At 64.3% G+C, this 23,015-nt stretch carries 32 protein-coding genes and 1 tRNA gene; 18 read left to right on the top strand and 15 right to left on the bottom strand.

Annotated features, from left to right (window positions below; translation table 11 throughout):
* Window positions 1–56: 56 nt before the first annotated feature.
* The 4 genes from NKH60_RS09690 to NKH60_RS09675 are packed head-to-tail and all read left to right on the top strand — an operon-like array spanning window position 57 to window position 4,157.
* Window positions 57–749, top strand: coding sequence for a CoA transferase (locus NKH60_RS09690; protein WP_352872011.1), 693 nt, complete (start codon window positions 57–59; stop codon window positions 747–749).
* Between the two features lie 2 nt (window positions 750–751).
* On the top strand, window positions 752–1,540 hold the full coding sequence (locus tag NKH60_RS09685) for an enoyl-CoA hydratase/isomerase family protein (protein WP_352615119.1): 789 nt from the start codon (window positions 752–754) through the stop codon (window positions 1,538–1,540).
* Window positions 1,537–3,312, top strand: a complete 1,776-nt coding sequence (locus NKH60_RS09680; RefSeq protein ID WP_352836138.1) for a CoA-transferase — start codon at window positions 1,537–1,539, stop codon at window positions 3,310–3,312. Before NKH60_RS09685 ends, NKH60_RS09680 begins: the two co-directional genes overlap by 4 nt.
* Window positions 3,313–3,323: 11 nt before the next feature.
* On the top strand, window positions 3,324–4,157 hold the full coding sequence (locus NKH60_RS09675) for an SMP-30/gluconolactonase/LRE family protein (RefSeq protein ID WP_352836135.1): 834 nt from the start codon (window positions 3,324–3,326) through the stop codon (window positions 4,155–4,157).
* 26 nt (window positions 4,158–4,183) lie between these two features.
* Here NKH60_RS09675 and NKH60_RS09670 read toward each other — a convergent pair whose 3' ends face one another.
* A complete protein-coding gene (locus NKH60_RS09670) occupies window positions 4,184–4,525 on the bottom strand; it encodes an antibiotic biosynthesis monooxygenase family protein (protein WP_352539894.1) in 342 nt (113 codons plus the stop codon).
* 170 nt (window positions 4,526–4,695) lie between these two features.
* Window positions 4,696–5,277: an EF-hand domain-containing protein gene (locus NKH60_RS09665; RefSeq protein WP_352872008.1), complete on the bottom strand. Its 582-nt coding sequence runs from the start codon at window positions 5,275–5,277 to the stop codon at window positions 4,696–4,698.
* Between the two features lie 106 nt (window positions 5,278–5,383).
* On the opposite strand from NKH60_RS09665, the gene NKH60_RS09660 reads away from it, so the two are divergent.
* Entirely contained in the window at window positions 5,384–5,650 is a 267-nt protein-coding gene (locus NKH60_RS09660; RefSeq protein ID WP_352455899.1) for a DUF3606 domain-containing protein, read from the top strand.
* Window positions 5,651–5,686: 36 nt separating this feature from the next.
* Here the strand turns inward: NKH60_RS09660 and NKH60_RS09655 are convergent, their stop codons facing one another.
* On the bottom strand, window positions 5,687–6,235 hold the full coding sequence (locus tag NKH60_RS09655; RefSeq protein ID WP_352615109.1) for a DNA-3-methyladenine glycosylase: 549 nt from the start codon (window positions 6,233–6,235) through the stop codon (window positions 5,687–5,689).
* A gap of 101 nt (window positions 6,236–6,336) precedes the next feature.
* Entirely contained in the window at window positions 6,337–6,666 is a 330-nt protein-coding gene (locus NKH60_RS09650) for a hypothetical protein (protein ID WP_352615107.1), read from the bottom strand.
* Between the two features lie 257 nt (window positions 6,667–6,923).
* Between NKH60_RS09650 and NKH60_RS09645 the strand changes: the two genes are divergently transcribed.
* From NKH60_RS09645 to NKH60_RS09635, 3 genes are all read left to right on the top strand, one after another.
* A complete protein-coding gene (locus NKH60_RS09645; RefSeq protein WP_502898628.1) occupies window positions 6,924–7,451 on the top strand; it encodes a metallophosphoesterase in 528 nt (175 codons plus the stop codon).
* A 50-nt stretch (window positions 7,452–7,501) separates the two neighbouring features.
* Window positions 7,502–8,800 (top strand): cytochrome P450, encoded by a 1,299-nt coding sequence (locus NKH60_RS09640; protein WP_352539900.1) that lies wholly within the window; start codon window positions 7,502–7,504, stop codon window positions 8,798–8,800.
* Window positions 8,801–8,873: 73 nt separating this feature from the next.
* Window positions 8,874–9,188: a hypothetical protein gene (locus NKH60_RS09635; protein ID WP_352540042.1), complete on the top strand. Its 315-nt coding sequence runs from the start codon at window positions 8,874–8,876 to the stop codon at window positions 9,186–9,188.
* A gap of 106 nt (window positions 9,189–9,294) precedes the next feature.
* Here NKH60_RS09635 and NKH60_RS09630 read toward each other — a convergent pair whose 3' ends face one another.
* The 5 genes from NKH60_RS09630 to NKH60_RS09610 form a co-directional block, all read right to left on the bottom strand.
* Entirely contained in the window at window positions 9,295–9,528 is a 234-nt protein-coding gene (locus NKH60_RS09630; protein ID WP_352539901.1) for a hypothetical protein, read from the bottom strand.
* Window positions 9,529–9,567: 39 nt separating this feature from the next.
* Window positions 9,568–9,777 carry a hypothetical protein gene (locus NKH60_RS09625; protein ID WP_352474763.1) on the bottom strand — a complete coding sequence of 70 codons (210 nt, stop codon included), beginning with the start codon at window positions 9,775–9,777 and terminating at the stop codon, window positions 9,568–9,570.
* Window positions 9,778–10,051: 274 nt separating this feature from the next.
* Window positions 10,052–11,041 carry a DUF2332 domain-containing protein gene (locus tag NKH60_RS09620; protein WP_352539902.1) on the bottom strand — a complete coding sequence of 330 codons (990 nt, stop codon included), beginning with the start codon at window positions 11,039–11,041 and terminating at the stop codon, window positions 10,052–10,054.
* 257 nt (window positions 11,042–11,298) lie between these two features.
* Window positions 11,299–11,375 (bottom strand) — tRNA-Arg (locus tag NKH60_RS09615).
* 163 nt (window positions 11,376–11,538) lie between these two features.
* Window positions 11,539–12,459 (bottom strand): zinc-binding dehydrogenase, encoded by a 921-nt coding sequence (locus tag NKH60_RS09610; protein WP_352501145.1) that lies wholly within the window; start codon window positions 12,457–12,459, stop codon window positions 11,539–11,541.
* Between the two features lie 202 nt (window positions 12,460–12,661).
* Between NKH60_RS09610 and NKH60_RS09605 the strand changes: the two genes are divergently transcribed.
* On the top strand, window positions 12,662–13,468 hold the full coding sequence (locus NKH60_RS09605; RefSeq protein WP_352474758.1) for an AraC family transcriptional regulator: 807 nt from the start codon (window positions 12,662–12,664) through the stop codon (window positions 13,466–13,468).
* 33 nt (window positions 13,469–13,501) lie between these two features.
* On the opposite strand, the gene NKH60_RS09600 is transcribed toward NKH60_RS09605, so the two are convergent.
* Window positions 13,502–14,392 carry a D-alanyl-D-alanine carboxypeptidase family protein gene (locus NKH60_RS09600; protein ID WP_352836125.1) on the bottom strand — a complete coding sequence of 297 codons (891 nt, stop codon included), beginning with the start codon at window positions 14,390–14,392 and terminating at the stop codon, window positions 13,502–13,504.
* A 247-nt stretch (window positions 14,393–14,639) separates the two neighbouring features.
* On the opposite strand from NKH60_RS09600, the gene NKH60_RS09595 reads away from it, so the two are divergent.
* The 4 genes from NKH60_RS09595 (at window position 14,640) to NKH60_RS09580 (ending at window position 16,889) form a co-directional block, all read left to right on the top strand.
* Entirely contained in the window at window positions 14,640–15,746 is a 1,107-nt protein-coding gene (locus NKH60_RS09595; RefSeq protein ID WP_352836122.1) for a hypothetical protein, read from the top strand.
* 76 nt (window positions 15,747–15,822) lie between these two features.
* A complete protein-coding gene (locus NKH60_RS09590) occupies window positions 15,823–16,443 on the top strand; it encodes a nucleoside triphosphate hydrolase (RefSeq protein ID WP_352539906.1) in 621 nt (206 codons plus the stop codon).
* A 70-nt stretch (window positions 16,444–16,513) separates the two neighbouring features.
* Window positions 16,514–16,774, top strand: coding sequence for a hypothetical protein (locus NKH60_RS09585; RefSeq protein WP_352539907.1), 261 nt, complete (start codon window positions 16,514–16,516; stop codon window positions 16,772–16,774).
* Complete coding sequence (locus NKH60_RS09580) at window positions 16,761–16,889, top strand: hypothetical protein (protein ID WP_302893450.1); 129 nt, start codon at window positions 16,761–16,763, stop codon at window positions 16,887–16,889. Before NKH60_RS09585 ends, NKH60_RS09580 begins: the two co-directional genes overlap by 14 nt.
* Window positions 16,890–16,910: 21 nt before the next feature.
* On the opposite strand, the gene NKH60_RS09575 is transcribed toward NKH60_RS09580, so the two are convergent.
* The 3 genes from NKH60_RS09575 to NKH60_RS09565 all read right to left on the bottom strand — a co-directional run bounded on the left by NKH60_RS09575 (window position 16,911) and on the right by NKH60_RS09565 (window position 19,219).
* Complete coding sequence (locus NKH60_RS09575) at window positions 16,911–17,615, bottom strand: glutathione S-transferase family protein (RefSeq protein ID WP_352771134.1); 705 nt, start codon at window positions 17,613–17,615, stop codon at window positions 16,911–16,913.
* Between the two features lie 136 nt (window positions 17,616–17,751).
* Window positions 17,752–18,960 (bottom strand): beta-ketoacyl-[acyl-carrier-protein] synthase family protein, encoded by a 1,209-nt coding sequence (locus NKH60_RS09570; RefSeq protein ID WP_352872001.1) that lies wholly within the window; start codon window positions 18,958–18,960, stop codon window positions 17,752–17,754.
* Window positions 18,961–18,964: 4 nt separating this feature from the next.
* Complete coding sequence (locus NKH60_RS09565; RefSeq protein WP_352871999.1) at window positions 18,965–19,219, bottom strand: acyl carrier protein; 255 nt, start codon at window positions 19,217–19,219, stop codon at window positions 18,965–18,967.
* Between the two features lie 202 nt (window positions 19,220–19,421).
* Here NKH60_RS09565 and NKH60_RS09560 point away from each other — a divergent pair, with 202 nt between their 5' ends.
* Genes NKH60_RS09560 through NKH60_RS09540 form a run of 5 tightly spaced genes read left to right on the top strand, consistent with a single transcriptional unit; the run spans window position 19,422 to window position 21,807 of the window.
* A complete protein-coding gene (locus NKH60_RS09560) occupies window positions 19,422–20,264 on the top strand; it encodes an urease accessory protein UreD (protein ID WP_352871997.1) in 843 nt (280 codons plus the stop codon).
* A 28-nt stretch (window positions 20,265–20,292) separates the two neighbouring features.
* The gene (locus NKH60_RS09555) at window positions 20,293–20,595 is read left to right on the top strand and encodes an urease subunit gamma (RefSeq protein WP_023677011.1); all 303 of its coding nucleotides are present in this window, start codon (window positions 20,293–20,295) and stop codon (window positions 20,593–20,595) included.
* Between the two features lie 19 nt (window positions 20,596–20,614).
* Window positions 20,615–20,872, top strand: a complete 258-nt coding sequence (locus NKH60_RS09550) for a DUF1272 domain-containing protein (protein WP_352539910.1) — start codon at window positions 20,615–20,617, stop codon at window positions 20,870–20,872.
* 28 nt (window positions 20,873–20,900) lie between these two features.
* Window positions 20,901–21,494 (top strand): HupE/UreJ family protein, encoded by a 594-nt coding sequence (locus tag NKH60_RS09545; RefSeq protein WP_352836117.1) that lies wholly within the window; start codon window positions 20,901–20,903, stop codon window positions 21,492–21,494.
* Between the two features lie 7 nt (window positions 21,495–21,501).
* The gene (locus tag NKH60_RS09540) at window positions 21,502–21,807 is read left to right on the top strand and encodes an urease subunit beta (protein ID WP_023677008.1); all 306 of its coding nucleotides are present in this window, start codon (window positions 21,502–21,504) and stop codon (window positions 21,805–21,807) included.
* 26 nt (window positions 21,808–21,833) lie between these two features.
* On the opposite strand, the gene NKH60_RS09535 is transcribed toward NKH60_RS09540, so the two are convergent.
* Both NKH60_RS09535 and NKH60_RS09530 read right to left on the bottom strand, forming a co-directional pair.
* The gene (locus NKH60_RS09535) at window positions 21,834–22,328 is read right to left on the bottom strand and encodes a hypothetical protein (RefSeq protein WP_023677007.1); all 495 of its coding nucleotides are present in this window, start codon (window positions 22,326–22,328) and stop codon (window positions 21,834–21,836) included.
* Window positions 22,329–22,454: 126 nt separating this feature from the next.
* Window positions 22,455–22,838, bottom strand: a complete 384-nt coding sequence (locus NKH60_RS09530) for a hypothetical protein (RefSeq protein WP_023677006.1) — start codon at window positions 22,836–22,838, stop codon at window positions 22,455–22,457.
* Window positions 22,839–23,015 lie beyond the last annotated feature (177 nt).

Below are 23,015 nucleotides of genomic sequence, written 5' to 3'. Positions count from 1 at the left end.
TCGAGAACACCCATGGCTGCCTCCAAAAGACAGCCTTGAATCTGATTTGCTCAGCCTTGGGAATCCCAAGAGTCCACACGACCTACGGCATCCTGTCGGCGCTCTACTATCGCGAGAAGACCGGCAAGGGCCAGAAGATCGAGGTCAATCTGCTCGCCGGCATGCTGGCGCATCTCAATCAGGAATATGTCGCCGTGCTCAATCTCGGTGAGGATTTCGTGCGCCCGAATTCCGGCATCGGCCACCCCGGCATGCAGGCGCCGTTCGGCGTCTATGAAGCGAAGGACGGCGGCTATGTGTCGATCGCCATGAGCCCGTTCAAGACGCTGTATGAAGTGCTGGAGGCGCCGCAGCTTGCTGTCTACGACGATCTGAAGACGCTGTTCGACAGGCGCGACGAGGTGTTCGACAAGGTCAACGCCGAAACCAGGAAGTTTGCCACGCAGGACCTGCTGGCGCGGCTGCTGGCAGCCGACATCTGGTGTGCCGAGGTGAAGGACATAAGGCGCGCAGCCGAGGACCCGCAGGTCAAGCACCTGGGCATGATCACCAGCTACGATCATCCCCGCGGCGGCAGGGTCAGGGTGGTCGCGCCGGCGGTCAAGATGAGTGAGACGCCGGCTACCATAGAGCGGCCGGCGCCGCTGGTCGGCCAGCATGGCCGCGAGATACTGGCCGAATTCGGCCTCTCCAGCGGCGAGATTGCAGCACTTGAGGCATCCGGCGACATGACCGTGGATGCTGCCTGACGATGAGCGTTTACCAGGCACTCACCTTGGAAATATCTGGGCGCGTCGCGGTCGTTACCTTCCGGCGCGCCGATCAGCTCAACGCCATGAACCGGCTGATGCAGAGCGAGATCACCGAGGTTTTCGAGGCGCTGTCGCGGGATGACGGGGTCGGCGCGATCGTGGTGACCGGCGAGGGGCGCGGCTTCATGGCCGGCGCCGACATCAAGGAATATGCCGCCCAGACAGCTATCGAGTTCGATGCCTTCCAGGCTGCCGGCACGCGCATGTATGCGGCGGTCGAGAACAACCGCAAGCCGGTCATCGCCGCGGTCAACGGCTTTGCGCTCGGCGGCGGCATGGAGCTGGTGCTGTGCTGCGACATCGTCATCGCCAACCAGTTCGCGAAGCTCGGCCTGCCCGAGATCAAGCTCGGGCTGGTCCCCGGCGGCGGCGGCACCCAGCGCAGCGTCCAGAAGCTCGGCCGCAACCGCGCCAATTTTCTGCTGATGACCGGCGCCATCGTGCCGGCTTCCGAGTTCGTCGGCGCCGGTCTGGTCAACGAGATCGTCGATGCCGAAAGGCTGATGCCGCGGGTGCGGGAACTCGCCGAGATGATCGCCGCCGAACCGGCCGCAGCGATCGAAGGGCTGAAAGCGCTGACCGTGCACGCCGTGTCGGGCGATCTGGCCGACGGCCTTGCCATGGAGCGCGATGTCCTGGGTGGCCTGTACCGCAGCGAGATCGGCCAGCGGCGCGTCAAGGAATTTGCTGAAAAGAGCGCGACGCGGCCGAAGAAGGCCGGGCAATGATCTCCCTGGTCAAGCCGAACCGGCCGCGCTTCACCGATGTCGAGGGCCTGGCCGCGATGGTCGGCGGCGGCGACGTCTTCGGTGTCGGTGGCCATCATTTTGCCCGGCTGCCGATCGCCTTGTTGCGGGCCATCGCCCGCTTGGGCGTCAAGGATCTTCGCTATGTCTGCTGGGCCGGCGGCCTGCCGCTCGAACTGCTTCTCGAAGCGAATGCCGTGGCGGAGGTCGATATCTGCTTTTCCAGCCTCGATATTTTTGGCTTGCCGCCGCGCTTCCGCGCGGCCGCCGAGACCAATGCCGTGCCGGTCCGCGACTGGACGGCGCTGGCCATGATCCAGGCGCTGCGGGCGGGGCAGCAGAACCTGCCGTTGATGCCGTTTCAGCTTCCGGAGGGTTCGGACATGCTGGCGCGCGTGCCGGGTGCGATCGCCGCGCCCGATCCGATCGCGGGAATCACGACCGGGATCATCCCGGCCTTGCGGCTCGATACCTTCGTCGTCCATGCCCAGCGTGCCGACGAGAGCGGCAATGTCCAGATCATCGGACCACGGGCGCTCGACTTCGCCATGGCCGGCGCGGCGCGCGAGGTGCTGGTCACGGTTGAGGAGATCGTCCCGGTCGGAGCGCTGCGGCATGATGGTCGGCAGAGCATTTTGACCCGCAACCAGGTGTCGGCGATCGCGCTGGCACCAGGCGGCGCCTATCCCGCCTCCTGCCTGCCATTCTATGTGACGGATTATCAAGCGTTGGCGGGGGCGTTCGCGGCCAAGGAAATACCTTTGCCGGACAGCCTGAGCATGCCTTCGGAAGGCGTGCCGGAGCGGGTTCAAGATGCTGCAAAAGTCCGCGCTGAAACAGTCCTCGCAATGCCCAGGCTCGTGCACGGCAACAAGGAGGCGTCCATCGACGAGATCATCGCCGCCCGCATCGCCGCTGAGCTTGACAATGAGAGCTTTGCAAGTGCCGGCGCGGTGTCGCCGCTCGCCAATGTCGCCTACCGGCTGGCCAAAGCGACGCACGCGCCGGACATGATCATCGCCACCATGAGTTGCGGCCATCTCGACATAGCACCGAGCCCGATGATCCTGTCGCTGATCGAAAGCCTCGATTGCGAGACGGCGGTGGCGCATGCCGGCGGCGACGACACCTATTCGACCTATTACCAGGCCGGCGCGGTGACGCATGAGATCGTCGGTGCCGCGCAGGTCGACCGCCGTGGGCGCGTCAACACCATTGCGCTGCGCAAGCGTGACGGCAGCCTTATCCGGCTGCCCGGGCAAGGCGGCATGGCCGACGTCGCCAACATGCATCGCGATTATCTGCTCTACGTCCCCCGCCATTCCGTGCAGTCGCTGGTCGAGACGGTCGAGATTGCCAGCTCGGCGCGCGGCCTGTTGACTGAGGCCGAACGCGAGCCGATGGGCTATCGGACCGGCGCGGCATTGGTGTTCACCGACCTTTGCGTGTTTCGGCTCGACGGGGAGAGCCGGCAATTGGCCGTCATCGAGACCATGCCGTGCGTGACGCGCCAGCAGCTCCAGGATGCCACCGGCTTTGCCCTGACATTCGATGCCGATTGCCGCGAAGTTGCGCTACCCTCAAACGAGACGCTCGACATCCTGCGAAACCGCATCGACCCGCTCGGCCTGCGGCGCCTCGAATTCGTCAGCGCCAGGGAGCGCAGCGCCCTGATCGCCGAGATCCTGGCCACCGACCGGCGGATGGTCGAGCGCTGCATCGCCGCACAGCGGTCGCATACTGCACCGGATTGAAGGGGGTGCGCATGGCAAAGCCGTTGCTCGAAATGTCGGCCGCGAGGGTCTTCTTCGATGGCATCTTCACCAGCCCGCGCATCGCCCATCCGGAAGGCGTGGCCATCCATTGCGACGGCTCGATCTGGTGCGGCACCGAAACCGGCGACCTGCTGCGCTTGGCCGCCGATGGCGGCTCGGTCGAACGCATGGGCGGTACGGAGGGCTTTCTGCTCGGCATCGCCTTCGATAGCGCGGGAAACTGTTTTGCATGCGATTTGAGACATTCGGCGATCTTTCGCTGGGATGCCGCGACGGCTGGTATGCAGCGCTTCGCCTCGGCCGGCATCCGCGTGCCGAACTATCCGATCGTCGACGAGACACGCGGCTGGCTCTACGTGTCGGACAGCCTCGGCGAAGACAACCGCTCCGGCATTTTTCGCTACGATTTGAAGACCGGCGAAGGCGGCCTGTGGTGCAGCGAGACCATGGCCTTCGCCAACGGCATGGCGATGGCGCCGGGTGGCGATGGGCTTTACGTCGTGGAAAGCCATGCGGCCTGCCTCAGCTATGTGCCAATCCGTGCCGACGGCACGGCAGGACCTCGCCAACTCGTCGTGGACGGCGTGAGCAACGTTCCCGATGGCGTCGCCTTGGCGCCGGACGGGTCGCTGTTCATCTCATGCTACGAGCCCAGCCGCATCTATCGTTGGCGAAAACACAGCGGGCTCGAGGTGCTGATCGAGGATCCGGCGGCAACGACGCTCGCCCACCCAACCAACATTGCCTTCAAGGGCGACAAGCTCTACACCGCAAATCTCGGCCGCTGGCACATCACCGAAATCGACTTGACGGCGATTTCCTAGATCGGGCCGAACCGGGCGGCGCTGCCCTATCCCAGCCGCCCGTGACTCGATCGGATGCGCAACACCTGCACCCGCGACGGCAGCTCGATCAGGAACTCTTCGTCCCGCTCGAGATGGTGGATTTTTGTCGGATCGCCGCCGGTGAGCGCCGCCATCGCCTCGACGTTTTCCCAATAGGAGATCGTCACGAATTCCGAATGGGTCGTCGTGTCCTCGCGAAAGGTCTGAACGCCCAGGGCCTTCTCGATCAGCGGCTTGATGCCGGCCTCGTAATTGTAACTCTCATAGGCATCCGCCTTTTCAGGCACGGTTCTGCCGCGCCAGATACGAGCGATGGTCGGGGATTTCTCTGTAGCTTTCTCTGTCATGGCCAATGAATTCCTGCTGGTCTGATTGGTCCGCGGCGTTCGGCAAGGCCAGCCAAGGAACGCATCTCCCCGGCTGGCAGCCTGGTATCCAGTTGCCGGCGACTTTTTATCCTCCCCGGCCGACGAGCTCGCGCTGCCCCAGACAGGCCTCCTGCCGACCGGTAGGAGACTTACTCCTGATCCTCGGCGCCGCCTCCGTGGAAGAAGGACCGGATTTCCTGCATGTCGACGCTGCCGTCACCGTCCTCATCGACGGCGTTGAATATTCGCCCGACGAAATCCTGGACTTCGCTCTGAGAAAGCGCGCCATCGCCGTCCGCATCTACTATGGCGAACATCATTCGCATCTTCGCGCCATGCATCCCGCGTGGAATGCCGCCGCGCCCTCCCATCTCCCACCCTCGCTCAGGCGGGCCCATCCTGTAGCCGCGATGCCAGCGGTCGGGACCTCGCCGTTCCTCCCGGGGCGCGCGATCTTCCTGCATTCTCTCCTCCAGCATCTCAGTCATCATCTGGCGCATCATATCGCGCATGGCATCCTGGCTCTGCCCGCTCATTGCGGGCGACTGTTCGGCGCCACGATCCGGCGCCGGCGCGGCGGGCGCAGGTGGGCTCGTCTGGCCGAATGCCGGCGCGGCCAACATGGCCAGCGCCGCAGCAATTACAGTGGTTTTGCTTGCGAGCGTCATCGTAATCTCCATCGTGTGAATTGTGGGCCGCTGCATCCAAGCCAAACCGGCTGCTCGCCTCATGGTTCCTGGGCAGTCCGGCTCGACGGCGCAAAAGTCCGCCTGGTCGCGGCAACGAAAGCCGCTTGCTCACGTTGCCATTGATGCAAAGCTCCACCAGGAGGAAAAAATGGCCGACGATAAGAGCAAGCGAGATTTCCGCGAGCGCGACCGCGTTGCTGCGGAAGACGACCGTGAAGTCGAGTATTTTGCCCAACAGAACGGCGTCACGGCCGACCAGGTCCGCCAGCTGATCAAGAGCTTCGGCAATGATCGCGGGCGCCTGACCGTAGCTGCGAAGGCATTGCGAGGGATTTCACCTGCCGGAGCCGACGAGGTGACCAGGGAAGCCCGCCAGCAGGCGACACCCATGCATCTCGGCAAACCCGACGAGTGATGCCGGGGGGCAACTGCTCTGCCGCTGCCGCGGGCATCAGAACTTGCGGCTCAAATAGTCCGAGCCGCGCAGTCCGAACCGCCACTCGGCATCGACAGCCTTGGAAATGCCGATCCGGCGGCCTGTCAGAACGGCGCCGGCTTCGCTCGGCGGCCTGAATTCGAATGGCGGCAGGTCCAGCGGCAGCCCGTCATAAGATTTGTCGATAGCCAGCGCCTGGCAAAGGCGGCCCGGTCCCGAGCAAAGCAGCCGGGGATCGTCAACGCGGCGATTGGCCCGCATCACCTCCAGCCCTAATCGCGGTTCGATTGCGCGGATAAGCACGGCACTGCCGGGCAGGCACACGGCATTGAGGCACCAATGCAGGCCATAGGAGCGATAGACATACGCGCTGCCCGGGGCGCCGAACATTGCGCCGTTGCGCACCGTCCTGCCACCGAAAGCATGCGAAGCCGGGTCATCCGGGCGATAGGCCTCGGTCTCGACGATGCTGCCGCCAACGCCGTGCAAAAGCAGCGAGGCGCCAATCATGTCGCGCGCCACGATGGTGGCGTCACGGGCAAAGAATTGATGGTTCGTAGCCAACGTGCACCGGACTGATCGCGCCTGGACCTGGCGCGACAACAAATTCTCGGACCGGAAGCAAAATGTCCAGCCACTGCGCCGCGGGTCTGGAACGGCTGTATTCAGCGCAGCATGGCCGCGCCGATGAAAACTGCAGCGGCCAGCACGACGATGGCGGCAATCACCATGACTGGCCCATATCTGCTCGGTTGGACGTCGGGCTCATCCGTCAGCGGGCGCATCGCATTGGCATAGCTCGCCTGGTTGGTAAACTTCGGCGTTTCATGGCGCGCGGCAGGGCTCTTCGGCGGAGCGTTGCCGGCGGATTCCGCGTCCGTTTCCATGGGAGCCGCAGCCGGATCGATGCCCGGGGTCTTGTCCCCTTCGCGCCCGGCGTCGATATCGCCCCGCGCCTGAGCCGGGCTTCGCCCAAGAGGTGCTGCGTCGGTCATCGTCGAGGTCCTTTCAGAGCATCGGCCTCAAGCATTCTAACCTGCGTCTCATTTCAAAGTTCCCCCGTTTCAAAATTCCCCGGTTCAAAGTTCCCCGGTTCAAAGTTCCCCCGTTTCAAAGTGCCAACGAGCGGAAACCGCCTGGGCCTGCTTCCAGGAACAACCGGCGATCGAGCGGGTTGAGCAAGCATCGGGAGAGCAACATGGACTTGGTGCGCCACGCGCCCAGATCGGCAGTTCGAAACAGGCTCCAGCGCATGATCTACTTCACCGCCGACACGCATTTCAGCGACCCGCGCATTTTGCGCATCGACCGCCGCCCGTTCGGCTCGCTGGCGGAACATGACCGGTCGCTCGTTGCGTTCTGGAACGAGACTGTCGGGCCGGACGACGAGGTCTGGCATCTCGGCGATTTTGCCAGGGGATCGGCCGCGTTCGTGTCGTCGCTTCTGGCGTCTCTTCATGGCAGCAAGCATTTGATCATCGGCAACAACGATGCTGCGGCCACCATCGAGGCCACAGGTTGGGCGAGCACGCAACACTACAAGGAGCTGGCGCTCGACGGCAGTCTGCTGATCCTTTGTCACTACCCTTTTCGCACCTGGAACCAGATCGGCAGGAAATCGATCGACCTGCATGGCCATTCCCACGGCAGGCTGACCCCGGTCACGCGCCAGTATGACGTCGGCGTCGACAGCTGGGATTTTCGTCCGGTCACGCTGACCACCATCCTTGCCAGCCGCGGCCAAAGGGCGGCGCGGCAAAGCCGTCAAAAAGTCGAGTGATCGAAAGTGCCGGCCGTGCGTTGAGGAATTTCAACGCCAGGGAGCACGCCATGAACAGACGTGAACTGATCGATGCCGACGGCGGCAAGCGTGTCGCAAAGCCCATCCCGCGCGATGCCGCGTTCGACAGCACCTTGGCCCTGCTGCGCGAGGGCTATGACTTCATTTCGGCCCGCTGCCGGCGCATGAACACCGACATCTTTGCGACGCGCCTGATGCTGCGGCCGGCAATCTGTGTCCGTGGTGCCGAGGCTGCCGAGATGTTTTATGGCGGCGACCACTTCACCCGAATTGGTGCGATGCCGCAGACCACGCTGCGTCTGCTGCAGGACAAGGGCAGCGTCCAGGCGCTCGACGGCGCCGCTCACCGCCACCGCAAGGCGCTTTTCCTGTCGATCCTGTTGGATGGTGACCAGATCGAGCGGCTCCGCGCAACCTTCCGTCGCGCCTGGCTCGACCAGCTGGAAGACTGGCAGCGGCGTGACGAGATCGTCCTGTTCGACGCCGTAAACCTCGTCCTGACCCAGGCGGCAGCGGCTTGGGCCGGCATCCCCGCCGACAAGGATCGCGCCGAACTCTGCCGCGAGCTCAGCGGCATGGTCGAGAACGCCGGCGGCATTGGGCCGTCGACCGTGCTGGCGCTGTGGCGGCGACGCCGGACCGAACGCACTATCGGCGAGCTTGTACGGCGCGTTCGAAGCGGCGCGCTTGATTTGCCGGCAAACAGCCCGGTCCGCCTGGTCAGCGAACATGTCGATGCCGAGGGAATGCCGCTCGATCTTGCCAGTGCCGCGGTCGAAATCATCAACATTATCCGTCCAATCGTCGCCATCGGCCGCTTCATCATGTTTGCGGCGCTGGCGCTTCACCAGCACCGCCAATGGTATGACAAGTTCGCCGCCGGCGATGACGACGGGCTGGAAGCCTTCGCCGAGGAGATTCGCCGGCTCTACCCGTTCTTCCCGTTCATCGGCGGCCGCGCCCGCCACCCCTTCGAATGGAAGGGCTACCGTTTCCACCAAGGCGACTGGGTCCTGCTCGACCTGCACGGCACCAACCATGATCCGCGCCTGTTTGTGGAGCCGGACCGATTTATCCCGGAGCGCGGCTTGAGCTGGAAAACCCACGGCTTCGACTTCATCCCGCATGGCGGCGGAGATCCGGCGACTACCCATCGCTGCCCCGGAGAAGCCGTCACCGTCGCGCTGATCATGGAAGCGGTTCGCCTGCTGACGCGGTCGATGGCCTACCAGGTGCCTGATCAGGATATGACCGTCTCGCTTGCCCGCATGCCGGCGCGGCCGAAATCCGGGTTCAGGATAGATAATGTGCGGCAAACACCCCGCTGAAAGGCTGCCGGTCGAACCGGAACCTCTGCGGAGCTGAGGCGTTCGAAAATTGCAAGGCGTAAAGGCAAACGCAATGGCTCAGAAGATCACGACAGGCGCGAACGACCGGCCGCGCAATGAAACCATCGGCCAATCCGGCGAAGGCCTGCCGGACGATAGCAGCAGGCCGCTCGAGGTCGACGAAGGCTGGGTCGCCCGGCTGAGAAACAAGCTGCAGGGCAAGCCCCGGCAAGCCGGTCAGACCAACACGGACGAAGTCCCCGCAGGCACTCCAGGCGCTGGCGAGAATATTTGCCGCCGCTGTGCAGGGTCAGGCATGATCGACGGCCGCACCTGCCCCGAATGCGGCGGAACCGGCAAGGTGACGACGCCGATAGGCGGAGGCTGAGCAATTCCAGGAAAAGTGTGAAGCGGTTTTCCGTCCGGTATTTGCGTCAAACAATACGATAGACCGGTTCTGCGTTTCCGCGAAACGATGAACCGTCCAGCGGCGGTCAGATCGCCGGCACCCACTTCCAGAACACGCCTTCCTTGCGTTCGGGGTAGTGCTTGAACTCGCATTCGAAGCGCCAGCCGTAGTTCTTGGCGGCGGCAAGCGCCTCCTTGCTGACCGGGTTCATGCCGGTTCCCGGCGCAAACCAGTCCTCCAGCAAGTCGTCGGGGATATAGGCGCCTATCCTCAAAGGCAGCTTTTCGAGGACGACATCCATTTCAGGTGGTGCAGGCACGGGGGGCGCTCCTTTGAAACCTACCCGCGAAGAAGCCGTTTAACGCCAAGCGGGTTCATTCTTCTGTTCATAGTCCTGGAACGCCTTCTGGAGACCGCCGATCACCTCGGCGGACGTCTCGAACATCGCCTTCAGCTGCGGCTCATCGACCTTCTCGATGTCCTCGCGAAGGTGCTGCTTCACCTCCTCCAACTTTTTCTGCATTTTCTGCGTGTGGTGGCGCGGATCGCGGTCGGCAGCGCTAGTCATGATCAATCTCCAATTTGTGGATCTCGGAAAACTCGCCCGGCTCTGAGGATCGACAGGCGGGTTTGCAGCGTAAACGGCTTGCCGATAGCTGTGGTTCCCGACTGCGGATGCGGTCTTCGCGCGCCCAACGCGCTGTTCCTGGGTTCAACCGCCCGGTAGCAAGTCCGAAGGGCGCTTGCCGCGAATTCAAGACGCAAGCAGTGGCAGACGAGCATTGATGAAACTGAGAACTGATGGCGTCTCTGGCCAAGGACGGCAATCCACGACCTATAGCCTACGCCTCGTCCGCGATCCATTCGAGCGAGGCGCCATGCGGGTCAGTCCAAGCTACAGGGGAGCCGTTCGCAGATAGGAGGAAGCGGCCAGGCGGCCAGCTTGTTCCGGCGCGTGTGGCGATGGACGGGAAGACGCGAGGGAACTCGTTCGATACCCAATAAGGCGAGAGACGCATCGCCTGCTCGGCGAAAGCTTCTCTGTCACCAAGGTCGGAGACATAGTCGAGGACGGCTGTGTGAAAGATGACGAGTGTAGCGTCGTTTGGCGCTTCGTTGCAGAGTTGCACGAGGTCGCTCCCGCGCAGGTCGCCCTTCACCACCCGAGGCTTGACTGTGGCAGCGATCTTTAGGGCCGCCCGCAGATTGGCAAGCCGTGCTGTCTGTTCCGGCCAGACCAGTGTCTCAAGCCATGCGACTTGCGAGTCGTCCGAAGCATCTATCGGGCTCAGGTCCAATCCAGCCCGCCAGACGACTTGCGGCAAGGCCGTCGGCAATGGCGTTGTTTCGCTAGCGAGGCATCGGAAGACAGGCGGCTCCAAGGCCATTGCAGGTGCGCGGATCACCTTGCGTCCGTAGTCATAGCCGTAGAGGTCGGGCATGAGGCAGAGCCCTGCGGAGGTCCCGACCTCGATGAGGGCCAGCGGCTGCGGCAAACGCGCCAGGACGGGGAGCAGGGTGGCGCATCTTCCCGGCTCGTTGGTTTGCGTTGAGCGCTCGAGCATGAGCGAGCGGATAGCGTCGGGATTAGCCTGAAGCGCCTGGCGAAGCTCGGTCCACCCTGTTGGCGTGCCGAACAAGTGACGCACCGCTGCAAGTAGAAGGTTCGGTTGCCGCTTTAGGTCCGGAAGAGTCGACAGGAAACCGAGCGCCTCCCGATCCCCAGCGACTGCCCGAGCCAACTCCTCGTAGAGCGGCGAGCGACCGCGAGCTTCCGTATCGGCGAAGCGAATATATCGGGCTGAGATCTCGGCCAAGCCCTCCTCGTCCATATCCGCTGATCCTCGGTCCCGACGTCCCATCACAATACACGATCCACGGATCTGATTGGACCAGGCCACGGCGTTTTTACACAGGCTTGACCCCAGCGGACTTGCCGCGGTCGCCTACTTAACCGTTGCGTTATGAGGTCGTACGCAATCCAAAATCTGGGGAACTGTCCCTAATTGGTGTCTCACCCAGGGATGCGGTCCACCATGTCTCCGGTATAAACCGCAACCCATGTCTCCGGGTTGGACAATTTGAGATTTGGCGCACCCGACAGGATTCGAACCTGTGACCTCTGCCTTCGGAGGGCAGCGCTCTATCCAGCTGAGCTACGGGTGCTTTCAGGATCGGTGATCCCAAAAACGAACCAGCCGGTAAACCGGCCAGCCACGGCTTCTTAGCGGAAGCAGGCGCCGGCTTCAACGGGCAATCGCCAGCGGGCTCAAACTGCCGTAGCAGCCCGGGGGAGACAGACACCGTCCCGTCCGCCGCCACCGCCTGCTCATTCGGTCACGGTAAGCACCGCCTTGCCGCTGATGCTGCGCTGCCGCAGCGCGTCGAGGGCTTGACCGACGTCCCGCCACGGCACGGTGAGGACCACCCGCGTTTCGAGCCGGCCGGCTGCGATCGGCGCGAGCAGCGAGGCGATGTCGGCGCCTACCTCCGGACCGGAAGCGTAGTAGGCGAAGGTCTGCAGCCGCGCACCTTCGTGCCCCGGAACGAACTGGCGGAAGCCGATGGGCGTGAGTTCGCCGCGGCTCGAGCCGAACATGACGACGGTCCCGCCGGGCGCGATCCGTTCGATCGCGTGGGCGAGGCTATCGCCGCCCACCGATTCGGTAATCAGCGAGAACAGTCCTTCGGTCAGCTCGATCGTTTCGACGACCCGCTCGGCTCCGAGGCCGCGGAGATCGTCGGCATGCCGTTCAGCGGCGACCGCCACCACCGACGCGCCCTGCTGGCGGGCGATCTGGATCTGGAAACGGCCGACCGCGCCGCTTGCGCCGGTAATCAGGACCCGCTGGCCGGCCAGGTCGCCGCCGAGGCGCAGGGTCCGCAGCGCGGTCGTGCCCGCGACCGGAACAGTGGCGGCGGAGACGAAGCTGACGTCGTCCGGCAGGACGGCGAGGTGGTCGGTCGGAACGGCGACCCGTTCGGCCCACCCGGCCTCGTCGACCAGAGCCGCAACCCGGGCGCCGACGGCCGGCCCGGAGCCGTCGGCCGCGGCGCGCTCGACAATTCCGGCGACGTCCTGGCCAGGCACCCAGCCGTTCGGACGGATGTTGAGCAAGCGCAGTTCGCCGCGGTTCAGCGAGACTGCCCGGACCGAGACCAGCGCCTCATGCGGGGCGGGCTCGGGCTCACCAAGCTCGGCGAGCCGCAACCCGGTGGCGCTGTCGGAAGATGTGACCAAGGCGAGCATTGGTATCGTCCCTTCTTGCTGCGTGGCGGACGCCAGCCTGTTTTCGTGCGCCGGGCTTGTTGGTCCGACGTTCAGAACGCAAGCAGGGCATGGCTAAATGGAAGTCCGCCTGTCGGCTTCTGAGTTACTCATCCCTAAACTATCGACTTTCCTGTTTGAGTAATTTAGATATCTTGGCAGTCGATCGCTAAAAACAGTCAATGTGAGACAGCCGCTCCGCTACCCCTGGCCTTTCGATCCGGATGACGTCCTCGCCCCGGCAATCGCCGTGCGCGTTGACGTTACCGAAACCGGGGCGGAGGTGCCGGACCACCACCACCGCAAGGGGCAACTCGTCTTCGCGCTGGGCGGCGGCGTCACATGTCGCGTCCCCAGCGGTCTGTGGATGGTGCCGCCGCATTGCGCGGTGTGGATTCCCGGCGACATGGAGCACAGCAATATCGCGACCGCCAATGCCCGGATTTTCTTCGTCTATATCGAACCGGGAGCTGCCGACCTGCCGGACCGGTGCTGCACGCTTTCGATCACGCCGTTGCTGCGCGAGCTCATCATAGAGCTGACGGATCGCGTTGAGGACGATGACGCGAGGGGCGAGCTCCTGACCAGGGCTCTGCTCACCGAACTGCCGCGCATGCCTGTCCAGCAGCTGCATTTGCCGATCTCGTCCGAGCCGCGCTTGAGGCGCATCGCGGCGGCGTTGGCGCAAGATCCTGCCGATCGCAGCACCCTGGCGGAATGGGCCAGTCGCGTCGCGCTCAGCGAGAGCAGTCTCGCACGTCTCGTGGTGAAGGAGACAGGGCTGACCTTCGGGCGCTGGCGCCAGCAACTGCACCTGATCGTCGCAATGCGCGAGCTGGCCTCCGGCGCCAGCGTGCAGCAGGTTTCGGCCGATCTCGGTTACGAATCGGTCACCGCCTTCATCACCATGTTCAAGAAAGCGCTTGGCAAGCCGCCGGCAAAGTATCTCAGCAGTGTCGCGCAAAACGGCGGCTCTGCGTTTGTCGCCTGAACCCGCACGCGGTCAACACTCGGACTTCAACTATCACTGCTCCTCGGCATACAGCAGCCGCGTCTTTGCCTCGGAGGTCGGCAACAGGCTGCGCTGGATCAGCGCCTCGACGTGGTCGTTGCGCTGGCGCGCGCTGTCGGCGCCCATCACCACGATGATCAGCCTGTGCCCGTCTGCATTATAGGAGGTGACGATGTTGAAGCCCGAAGCCCTGATGTAGCCGGTCTTGATGCCGTCGACCCCGCGCACCCGGCCGAGCATGTCATTGTGGCCGCGCACCAGCCTGCCGCGGAACATGAAGTCGCTTTCAGAGAAATAGTGGAAATGCTGCGGGAAGCGGGCGTGCAGCGCCATGCCGAGCACCGCCATGTCGCGCGCGCTCGTGTGCTGGTCGCCGTCCGGCAGGCCCGAGGCGTTGCGGAACACGGTGCTGCTCATGCCGATCTGGCGCGCCTTGGCGGTCATCATGCCGGCGAACGCCTCTTCGCTGCCGCCGAGATATTCGGCAACGGCGACCGCCACGTCATTGGCCGATTTGACGATGATGGCGCGGATCGCCGAATCGACGTCGATGGTCTCGCCGCGCCTGAACCGCAGCTTGGTCGGCGGCTGCCGGGCGGCGTTGTCCGACACCGGAATTTGCGTCTCCTTGCTGATGCGGCCCTGGTCCAGCGCCTCGAACAGGAGGTAGAGCGTCATCATCTTGGTCAACGACGCCGGATAACGCGGCGCCGTCGAATTGACCTCGAACAGCGTATTGCCGGTGCCGGCATCGATGACCATGGCGGCATATTTCTGCGGCGGCGCCGGTACCGCCAGCACGCTGTCGGGCGGCGTGACAGTCGTGCAGCCGGCAGCAAACAGCAGCAGCGCCAGCACAGCGACGCATTTGTGGATGGACGAAAAGAACCGGAAGGCGGACAAGTCAGTTCCGAAGGCAGGCAGTTTCTGAGACGAGGCGAAGCTATCTTAACGCAAAGGCACAGTCCATTTGGTTAATATCGGTCTGGCCCTCGAACGGTGCCCTGTCCACAGGCCGACGTGGCGCCGCCTGATGTGAATTGCCGGCCACCGCGCTTGCGCAACCGGCGGCGAGTGGGCTTTGCTGGCGCCGACAGAATCGGGCCGCCAGAATCGGGCTGGCAGAATCGGGCTGAATCGGTAGGTGCACATGGATACGGTCACGATCACGGCGAAGGGCATTTCGGTATCGGTCGATCTTGCCGTCGGCCATCTCGCCGACATGACGGTCGATATCGATGGCCGCCGGCTGAAGCCGCTGCATCGCGCACCCTGGGTCGGCGAGCCGCGCGAGATGCTGCCGAAAGACCTGCCCGAAGGGACGGTCCACCTGTCCGGCGATTTCCTCTGCGCACCCTTCTCGATCAGCGACGTCGAAGCGGCACCTTTGCATGGCTGGCCGGCAAATAGTCGCTGGGACGTCGTCGACAGCGCGGCAACGGCCGACGGCTGGCGCGCCGTCTTCCGCCTGCAGCGCCCGGTCATGGGCGCAACCGTCGACAAGATCCTGACCTTGCGCGACGATCATCCCTTTCTCTATCAGGAGCACGTCTTTTCCGGCGGCGCCGGCGCCATTCCCGTCGCCCACCACCCGATGACGGTGATGACGGCCGGCGGCAGGCTAGCGTTCTCGCCGAAGCGCCTTGCCGCAACGCCGAGTGAGGCGCCGGAGCCCGATCCGGCCCGCGGCCGCTCGTTGCTCGCCTACCCGGCGCGAACCGCCGACCTGACGCGCTTTCCCGCTGCCGACGGCGGCACGATTGACCTGACCACCTATCGCATGGACCAGCTGCGTGAGGACTTCGTCACGCTGGTCGAAGCCGACCATGGCGGACCGGGCTGGACGGCGCTGGCGCGCCAGGCGGAAGCCGACCTCGTGCTGGTGCTGAAGAACCCGGCCGAACTGCCGGTCACCATGCTGTGGGTCAGCAATGGCGGGCGCGACTATGCGCCGTGGAGCGGCCGCCACCGCGGCGTGCTCGGCATCGAGGACGGCCGCACGGCCGTCGGCCACGCCGCATCGCTCGGCGACAATTGGCTGAAGCGCGAAGGCGTGGCGACCGCCTTTGCCCTTTCCGAAGGGCGCCGCTTTTCGTTCCGCCATGTCATCGGCGCGCTGCCTTGGCCATCCGGCGAGCCGCCGCACGACGTCACGACCTCGCCGGGCCGCATGCGTATCCTGGCGGCTGACGGTGCCGTGCGCGACATCGGCTTCGACGGCGATTTCCTGCGGATCGGTCAATCCAGGCCCGATTGAAGGCTTGGCACAATCCGGCGTTTGAAATTTCCGAAAACTGCCGCCAAAATGCGCCAGAACCACCGTAAGGGGGCCAATGTCAGAAATCGCCCATATCGCTGCTGCCATTTTCAAGCGCGCCGGCAAGGCGCCGCGCTTCATCGTTGCCATTGCCGGTCCGCCCGGCGCCGGCAAGTCGACATTGTCGGCAGGCTTGCACGACCTGCTGCCGGAAGGCACGGCGGAAGTCGTGCCGATGGATGGCTTCCATTACGATGACGTCGTGCTCGATCGACGCGGCCTTCGCGCGCGAAAAGGTGCTCCGGAAACCTTTGATTTTGCCGGCTTCGAAGCGCTGCTGAAGCGCATCCGCGCCGGCGAGCCGGATATCGCCATCCCGGTCTTCGACCGCAGCATGGAGCTGTCGCGCGCCGCCGCTGCGATTGTCGCCGCCGACACCAAATTCATCCTGGTCGAAGGCAATTATCTGCTGCTCGACGAGGAACCCTGGACGCGGCTGGCGCCGCTGTTCGACTTCTCGATCTTCGTCGATGTGCCGCGCGCCGAGCTCGAGCGCCGACTGCTGGCGCGATGGCACGAGCACGGCCGCTCCGACGAGGACGCGCGCGCCTGGATCGCCTCTAACGATATGCCGAACATCGACCGCGTGCTTGCCCGTCGGCGGCCCGCCGACCTGGTGGTCGGCGACCTGGCCTGACTTGCAAGGAACCGCCCGGCCGGAACCTTGCCAGTTTCAGGCCGTTATCCCGGACACGGCAATTGTGCCCATGAGGGAACCGTTCGATGGAAACCATGGCAAGAAAGCCTGCGCCCGCCAAGGGCAGGGCAACACGATCAAAAGCCACTCGAGTGAAAACCAGCGCCGGCCCGGCAGCAGCGGCCCGCTCCAAGGATGCGGCAAAGCCCAGCTTTGGCAAGGCGGCGCCGAAAAAGGTGATGCCTGCCGCGGCCAAAGCCGCTGCACCCAAGCCCAAAAGATCGGCAAGCAGCAGAGGATCGATCGCAGGCAGCGCAATGCGCACTGTTAAAGCAACGGCCAATGTCGCCGCCGGTGCCGTGCTTGCCACCGCCAAAGGTGCGGCGTCGCTTGCTGCTTCCGTAGTCGGCAAGGGCGGCTCAAAGCCCCGGACCAAGGCAAAATAGCCGAGCGGAATCGACGTAAGATCAGCTTCTGGCCGGAATGGTGAGGCCCCTCTGCACCGCCGGTCGGGCGAGGCCACGCTCCAGCCATGCGCCCACGCTGGGGAAATCGTCGAAACCGACGAGTTCCCGCGCCTCGTAGAAGCCGATCAGATTGCGCACCCACCCAAGCATCGAAATATCGGCGATCGTGTAATCGTCGCCCATGATCCAGCTACGGCCCTTGAGCCTCGTTTCGAGGACGCCGATCAGCCGTCGCGACTCGTCGCGATAACGTTCCAGCGGGCGCTTGTCGGCGATTTCGCGCCCAGCGAATTTGTGGAAGAATCCGACTTGGCCGAACATCGGCCCGATCGAAGCCATCTGGAAGAACACCCACTGGATCGTCTCATAACGCAGCGTCGCGTCTGCCGGGACCAGCTGGCCGGTCTTGTCGCTGAGGTAAAGCAGGATGGCACCGGATTCGAACAAGCCGATCGGCTTGCCGCCCGGGCCGTCCGGATCGATCATCGCCGGTATCTTGCCGTTCGGGTTCAAAGACAGGAATTCCGGGGTCCAGCTCTCGTTCTTGCCGATATCGACGGCATGCGGCTCGTAAGGCAGGCCAAGTTCCTCCAGCGCGATCGATATCTTCACCCCGTTCGGCGTCGGAAACGAATAAAGCTGGATGCGGTCGAGGTGGCTCGCCGGCCAGCGCCTGGCAATCGGAAACGCGGACAGATCGGTCATCGAAACTCCTGGTAGGGGACCGCGCCGAGCGGCACGGTCATGGCGGGTCGCAGAGAGTTAGGCGCGACGCCTGGCGCGATCAATATGCGCATGGAAAGTTTCGCCGGCCCCGGTGAAGGACCCGCAAGGGGTGCGGTCACACGGCCTTTACCGCCAGCACCGCATTGGTGCCGCCGAAGGCGAAGCTGTTGCTGATCGCGGTGCGCACGGTGCGTTCGCGCGCCACGTTCGGCGTGATGTCGAGATCGCAGTCGGCGTCGGCTTCCCGATAATTGGCGGTCGGCGGCACGATGCCTTCGCGGATCGCCATCACGCAGGCGATCATTTCCAGCGCGCCGGAGGCGCCGAGGCAGTGGGCGTGCATCGATTTGGTCGAGGACACCGAAAGCTTGTAGGCATGGCCGCCGAACACGCGTTTGATCGCCGCCGTCTCGATCTGATCGTTGGCCTTGGTGCCGGTGCCATGCGCGTTGAGATAGTCGACGTCCTCGGGATTGAGCCCGGCATCGGCGAGGCAGAAGCGCATCGCCGCCTCAGGCCCTTCGATGGTTGGCGCGACGATATCGGAGGCGTCGGCGGAAAGGCCGACGCCGGCGATTTCGGCAAGGATGGCGGCGCCGCGCGCCATGGCATGCTCATATGTTTCCAGCACCACCATGCCGGCGCCTTCGCCGAGCACGAGCCCCTGGCGGTCGGCCGAAAACGGCCGGCAGGTGTCCGGCGATAATACCCGCAGGGCCTCCCAGCCCTTGAGGATGCCCCAGACCAGCGGCGCATCGGTGCCGCCGGCGACCATGACGTCGGCCCGGCCGAGCCTGATCTGATCGACCGCCGAGGCAATGGCGTGGTTGGATGACGAGCAGGCAGAAGTGATGCCGAACACCGGCCCGCGCAGACCAAGATTCATGCTGACATGGCCGGCTGCAGCGCCCGGCATTACTTTCGGGACGGTGAAGATGCCGGCGCGGTTCTTGCCTTCGAGCAGGATGGCGCGATAGTTCTCTTCGATCGCCTCCCAGCCGCAGACGCCGACGCCGACGACGGTGCCCATCCGGTAGGTGTTGGCGGCGTGCGGGTTCAATCCCGCCTGCTGTGCCGCCTCCCGCGCGGCGATCGTCGCCAGAAGGCTGAAGCGGTCCATCGACACGACCTGCTTGCGCTCGATGCCGTGCTCGGGAAGCGCCTTGATTTCGCAGCCGACCTTGACCTTCAGATCATGCAGCAGCGGATTGTCGATCGCGCCGATTGCCGAACGGCCGGCGCGCATTTCATTCCAGATTGCCGGTGCGTTGGTGCCGAGCCCGCATAATCCGCCGATGCCCGTGATGACGACGCGCTTGTGCATTCAGTCAGGCTTTTTTCGCGATCAGCGCGCGAACCGCCTCGACCATGTCGCCGACATTCTTCAGATTGCTCCAGGCATCGACAGTGTTCATCTCGATTTCGATGCCGTACTCTTCCTCGAGATCGAAGATGATCTCCGTCAGTTCCAGCGAATGGATGCCAAGGGCGGTCAGTTCGGTACTGGTGGTGATTTCCTCGCCGCCCGGCTCGGCATGAGCCCTGATCTTGGCGATGATATCGTTTGCCAGCTGGTCAGCCATTCGGTTTCTTCCCCAACTCTGTCGTTTCCCGACGCCAACTGATCAGCGCCCCTTTTGTCCTCGATTACGTCGTCATCGTCGCCTTTTACCCCCGCCAGGCGCCGGTGACCGTACCAAGGTGGCTCCCTCTATAGAAACCGAAACGCTGTCAAGCAACAAGCTATATATCGACAAAGCCGCCGCAGTGCTTAACGTTGGTGTCGTGGATACGATCGCATATAGCTTGACTTCAGTGCCGCCGGCCCAGCGTGTTGCCGGCGTCGCGCGGCTTGGCTGCGACTGGAACGGAGGCCGCACGCGTCTTCGGCGTCTGTACCAGGACGGTTCGGCCAAGATCCGCATGCCGGCGGTCTCGGCCGATCCGCTCGAAGCCGTCCTGATCAACACCGCCGGTGGGCTGACCGGTGGCGACCGTCTCGCCTGGGAGGTCGATGTCGGTGCCGGCGCCTCCGCAACCATGACAACGCAGGCCTGCGAGAAAATCTATCGCGCCGCATCCGATCGCGCCGAAGTGCGGGTGCAGCTGACTGTCGGGGAAGAAGGCCACATTGCCTGGCTGCCACAGGAAACCATCGTCTTCGACCGCTCGGCCTTTGCCCGCAGCCTTGACGTGGAGCTTGCCACCGGAGCCGAGGCGCTGATCCTGGAGGCCACCGTCTTCGGCCGCCTGGCCATGGGTGAACGGGCCACGCAAGGCCATTTCCACGACCGCTGGCGCGTCCGCCAGGACGGGGCGCTGGTCCATGCAGAGGAGTTCCGCATCGGGCCGGACATTGCGGCCGCCTTGAACCGTCCCGCAGCGGCCGGCGGTGCCGTCGCCGTGGCGACGCTGCTGATGGTGTCGCCACGGGCAGAGGCTTTGCTCGAGCCGGCCCGGGGCATAGTCGGCGGCCAGGGCGGCGTCAGTTTCTGGAGCGTGCGGAAATCTGGCAAGCTTCTTGCGAGGCTGTTCGCCGAGGACGGCTACCAGCTCCGCAAGCGGCTGGTGCCGCTTGTCGAATTGCTCAACGGACGGGCGGGCCTGCCCAAATTATGGTCACTCTGATTTCGATTGTGCCACTGCAGGAAAAAGCATGAATCTGACGCCGAGGGAGAAAGACAAGCTGCTGATCGCCATGGCGGCGATCGTGGCCCGCAAGCGGCTCGAACGCGGCGTCAAGCTCAATCATCCGGAAGCGATCGCGCTGATCACCGATTTCGTCGTCGAGGGTGCCCGCGACGGCCGCGCGGTCGCCGAGCTGATGGAGGCCGGCGCCCATGTCGTCACCCGGGCCCAGGTGATGGAAGGCATTGCAGAAATGATCCACGATGTGCAGGTCGAGGCGACGTTTCCAGACGGCACCAAGCTGGTGACCGTGCACGAGCCGATCAGATAACACCGCCAAGGAGAGGAAAATGCTTGAGCTGCGTCCCAACTGCGAGTGCTGCGACAAGGATCTGCCGCCCGATGCGACGGATGCGGTGATCTGCACCTTCGAATGCACCTTTTGCGCCGACTGCGCACAAAACGTGCTCGGCGGCGCCTGTCCGAATTGCGGCGGCAACTTCTCGGCCCGCCCGATCCGTCCGGCAGCGCTGCTGAAGAAATATCCGGCCTCCACCAGGCGCGTCCTCAAGGCAGAGGGCTGCGCTCCGGCCCGCAAGGCGGCGTGAGAGGTACTCGAAGATGGAAGCTACGCCGATGATCCCCGCTACGATGAAACGCTCAACGCTGTCGGCGGTCCTGCTGCTGGCGGCAGCAATGCCAGCCTATGCCCATGTCGGCGTCGGCACGGTTTGGTCCTTCACCGCCGGCCTCTCCCACCCGCTCTCCGGCCTCGATCACATGACGGCGATGATTGCCGTCGGGCTATGGGCCGCGCTCAAGGGCGACAAAGCGATCTGGGCATGGCCGCTGGCCTTCGTAAGCGTCATGCTGGCCGGCGGCGTGCTCGGCATGCTGCATGTGCCGATGCCTTTCGTCGAGCCGGCGATACTGGCGTCCGTCGTGGCACTCGGGCTGCTGGTTGCGCCCGCCGTCGATCTTCCTGTCTCGGCCGGCGTCGCCGTCATCGGCCTGTTCGCGCTGTTCCACGGCTATGCCCATGGCACCGAGGTGCCTGAGAATGTCGGCGGACTCGGCTATATGGCGGGCTTTGCCGTTGCCACGGCACTGCTCCACGCCGTCGGCATCGCCGCCGGTCTCGGCCTCGGCTGGCGCTTCCGCGGGCTTGCCCGCGCCGCTGGCGCCGCTTGTGCCGCGATTGGCGCCGGCCTCGCTTTTGGCGTCATGTGAGGCCGCAATGATCCCCGGCGAAATCATCACGGCAAGCGGCGAGATCGAACTGAACAAGGGTCTGGCGACGGTCACCTTGAAGGTAGCCAACAGCGGCGACCGGCCGATCCAGGTAGGCAGCCATTATCATTTCTTCGAGACCAATGAGGGACTGAGATTCGATCGCGACAAGGCCCGCGGCATGCGCCTCGACATCGCTGCCGGCACCGCCATGCGCTTCGAGCCCGGCCAAGAGCGCGACGTTACCCTGGTGCCGTTCGGCGGCAAGCGCGAGGTCTACGGATTTCAGCAGAAGATCATGGGCGCGCTGTGAGATCGAAGGCGTTGAGCAGTTTCGGCTCAGCCGGGCGGCTTGGCCGCCGCATAGATGACGACCTTTCCCGGATCGTCGAATTCCACCGCCAGAACGTCCTCGGTTTGCACTCGCCGCGAATCGATGGCGTTGAACAGCAATGCGTTCGCTTCGATCTCCTTGCGCAGCTCGGCGATGTCGTCCCGATGTTGCCTGACCTTGTTTTCGATCGCCGGCGGCGGGCCGCCTTCGGTGCGCGCGGCATCGGTAAGAAACACGATATCGACCTTGTCGAGCTTGGATGTCTTGCGCACGGCGGCGATGTTTTCACGCGTGCGGTCGATCGCCGAACTGACCTTGCCGGCTTCCGCATTTGTCTGGGTCTCTTCCTGGCCGACCTCCGAGCCGACGATCCGGTTGACGGTCTCGGCGCTGTCGAGGCTCTGCGCGTTCAGCGCGGCGTGCGGAATGCTGGCTGCCAGAAACGCGGTCGCGGCAATCCCATGCAGCCATCTGGTGTCGGAGAAGGTGGTGATCGCCATCGCTCGTTCTCAGGGTCCTTTTCGAGGCTCGTGTCAGGGCGACAGGACCGAAACGTAACGTCCCCCGTGAAGGTTCCCTTTGTGATGCGGCGGGCTGGCCGGGCGCCGGCCCGCCGCCTCGTCTCGTCAGCTCGCTTTCTTGGTGATCAGCGTCAGCGCGCCATTGGTGCTCATGCTGGCGGCGATCACCTGCGCCGAGGTGAGCCCCTTGGCTTCGAGCGCGGATTTGACCTGCGGTGTCGCGTCGATCGAGCCGCGCAGTTTCTGCAGGTCGGCATCGCTGCGCTTGGCGATCACCTCGTTGACCTTGGCTTGAGTGTCCGCGGGCAGATCCTTGATATCGACGACGTTGATCGCCTGGATGGTGGGCGCCTGCGGCTGCGCCCCGGGCGCGGCAGGAGCAGGCGCAGCCGGCGCCGGACTGGGCTGCTGCGCAGGCTGTTGCTGGGCGCTGGCGGCGGTTGCGAGCACCAGCGTGGCGGCGGCTGCCAGAAGGGTCGTTTTGCGCATGGATGTTCCTTTCCATCGATTGGCAAATGGTCGTTTTGGGGTGGCCCGGCCACCTCAAACGCTAAATGGGATCGGAAAGTGTCGCTCAGCGGGTCATTGCGTGACCATAGGATGGCGGCAATGTGGAGCCCGGCTTCGACAAGCGGTATTTTCGGGCTGTATTTCGGGAGCAATTGC

It is taken from the genome of Mesorhizobium sp. M1006, assembly GCF_040318825.1.
In the GTDB taxonomy this organism is placed as follows: Bacteria; Pseudomonadota; Alphaproteobacteria; order Rhizobiales; family Rhizobiaceae; genus Mesorhizobium.
The sequence above is the reverse complement of the archived record's forward strand: the minus strand, read 5'-3'. Positions and strand labels throughout refer to the sequence as shown.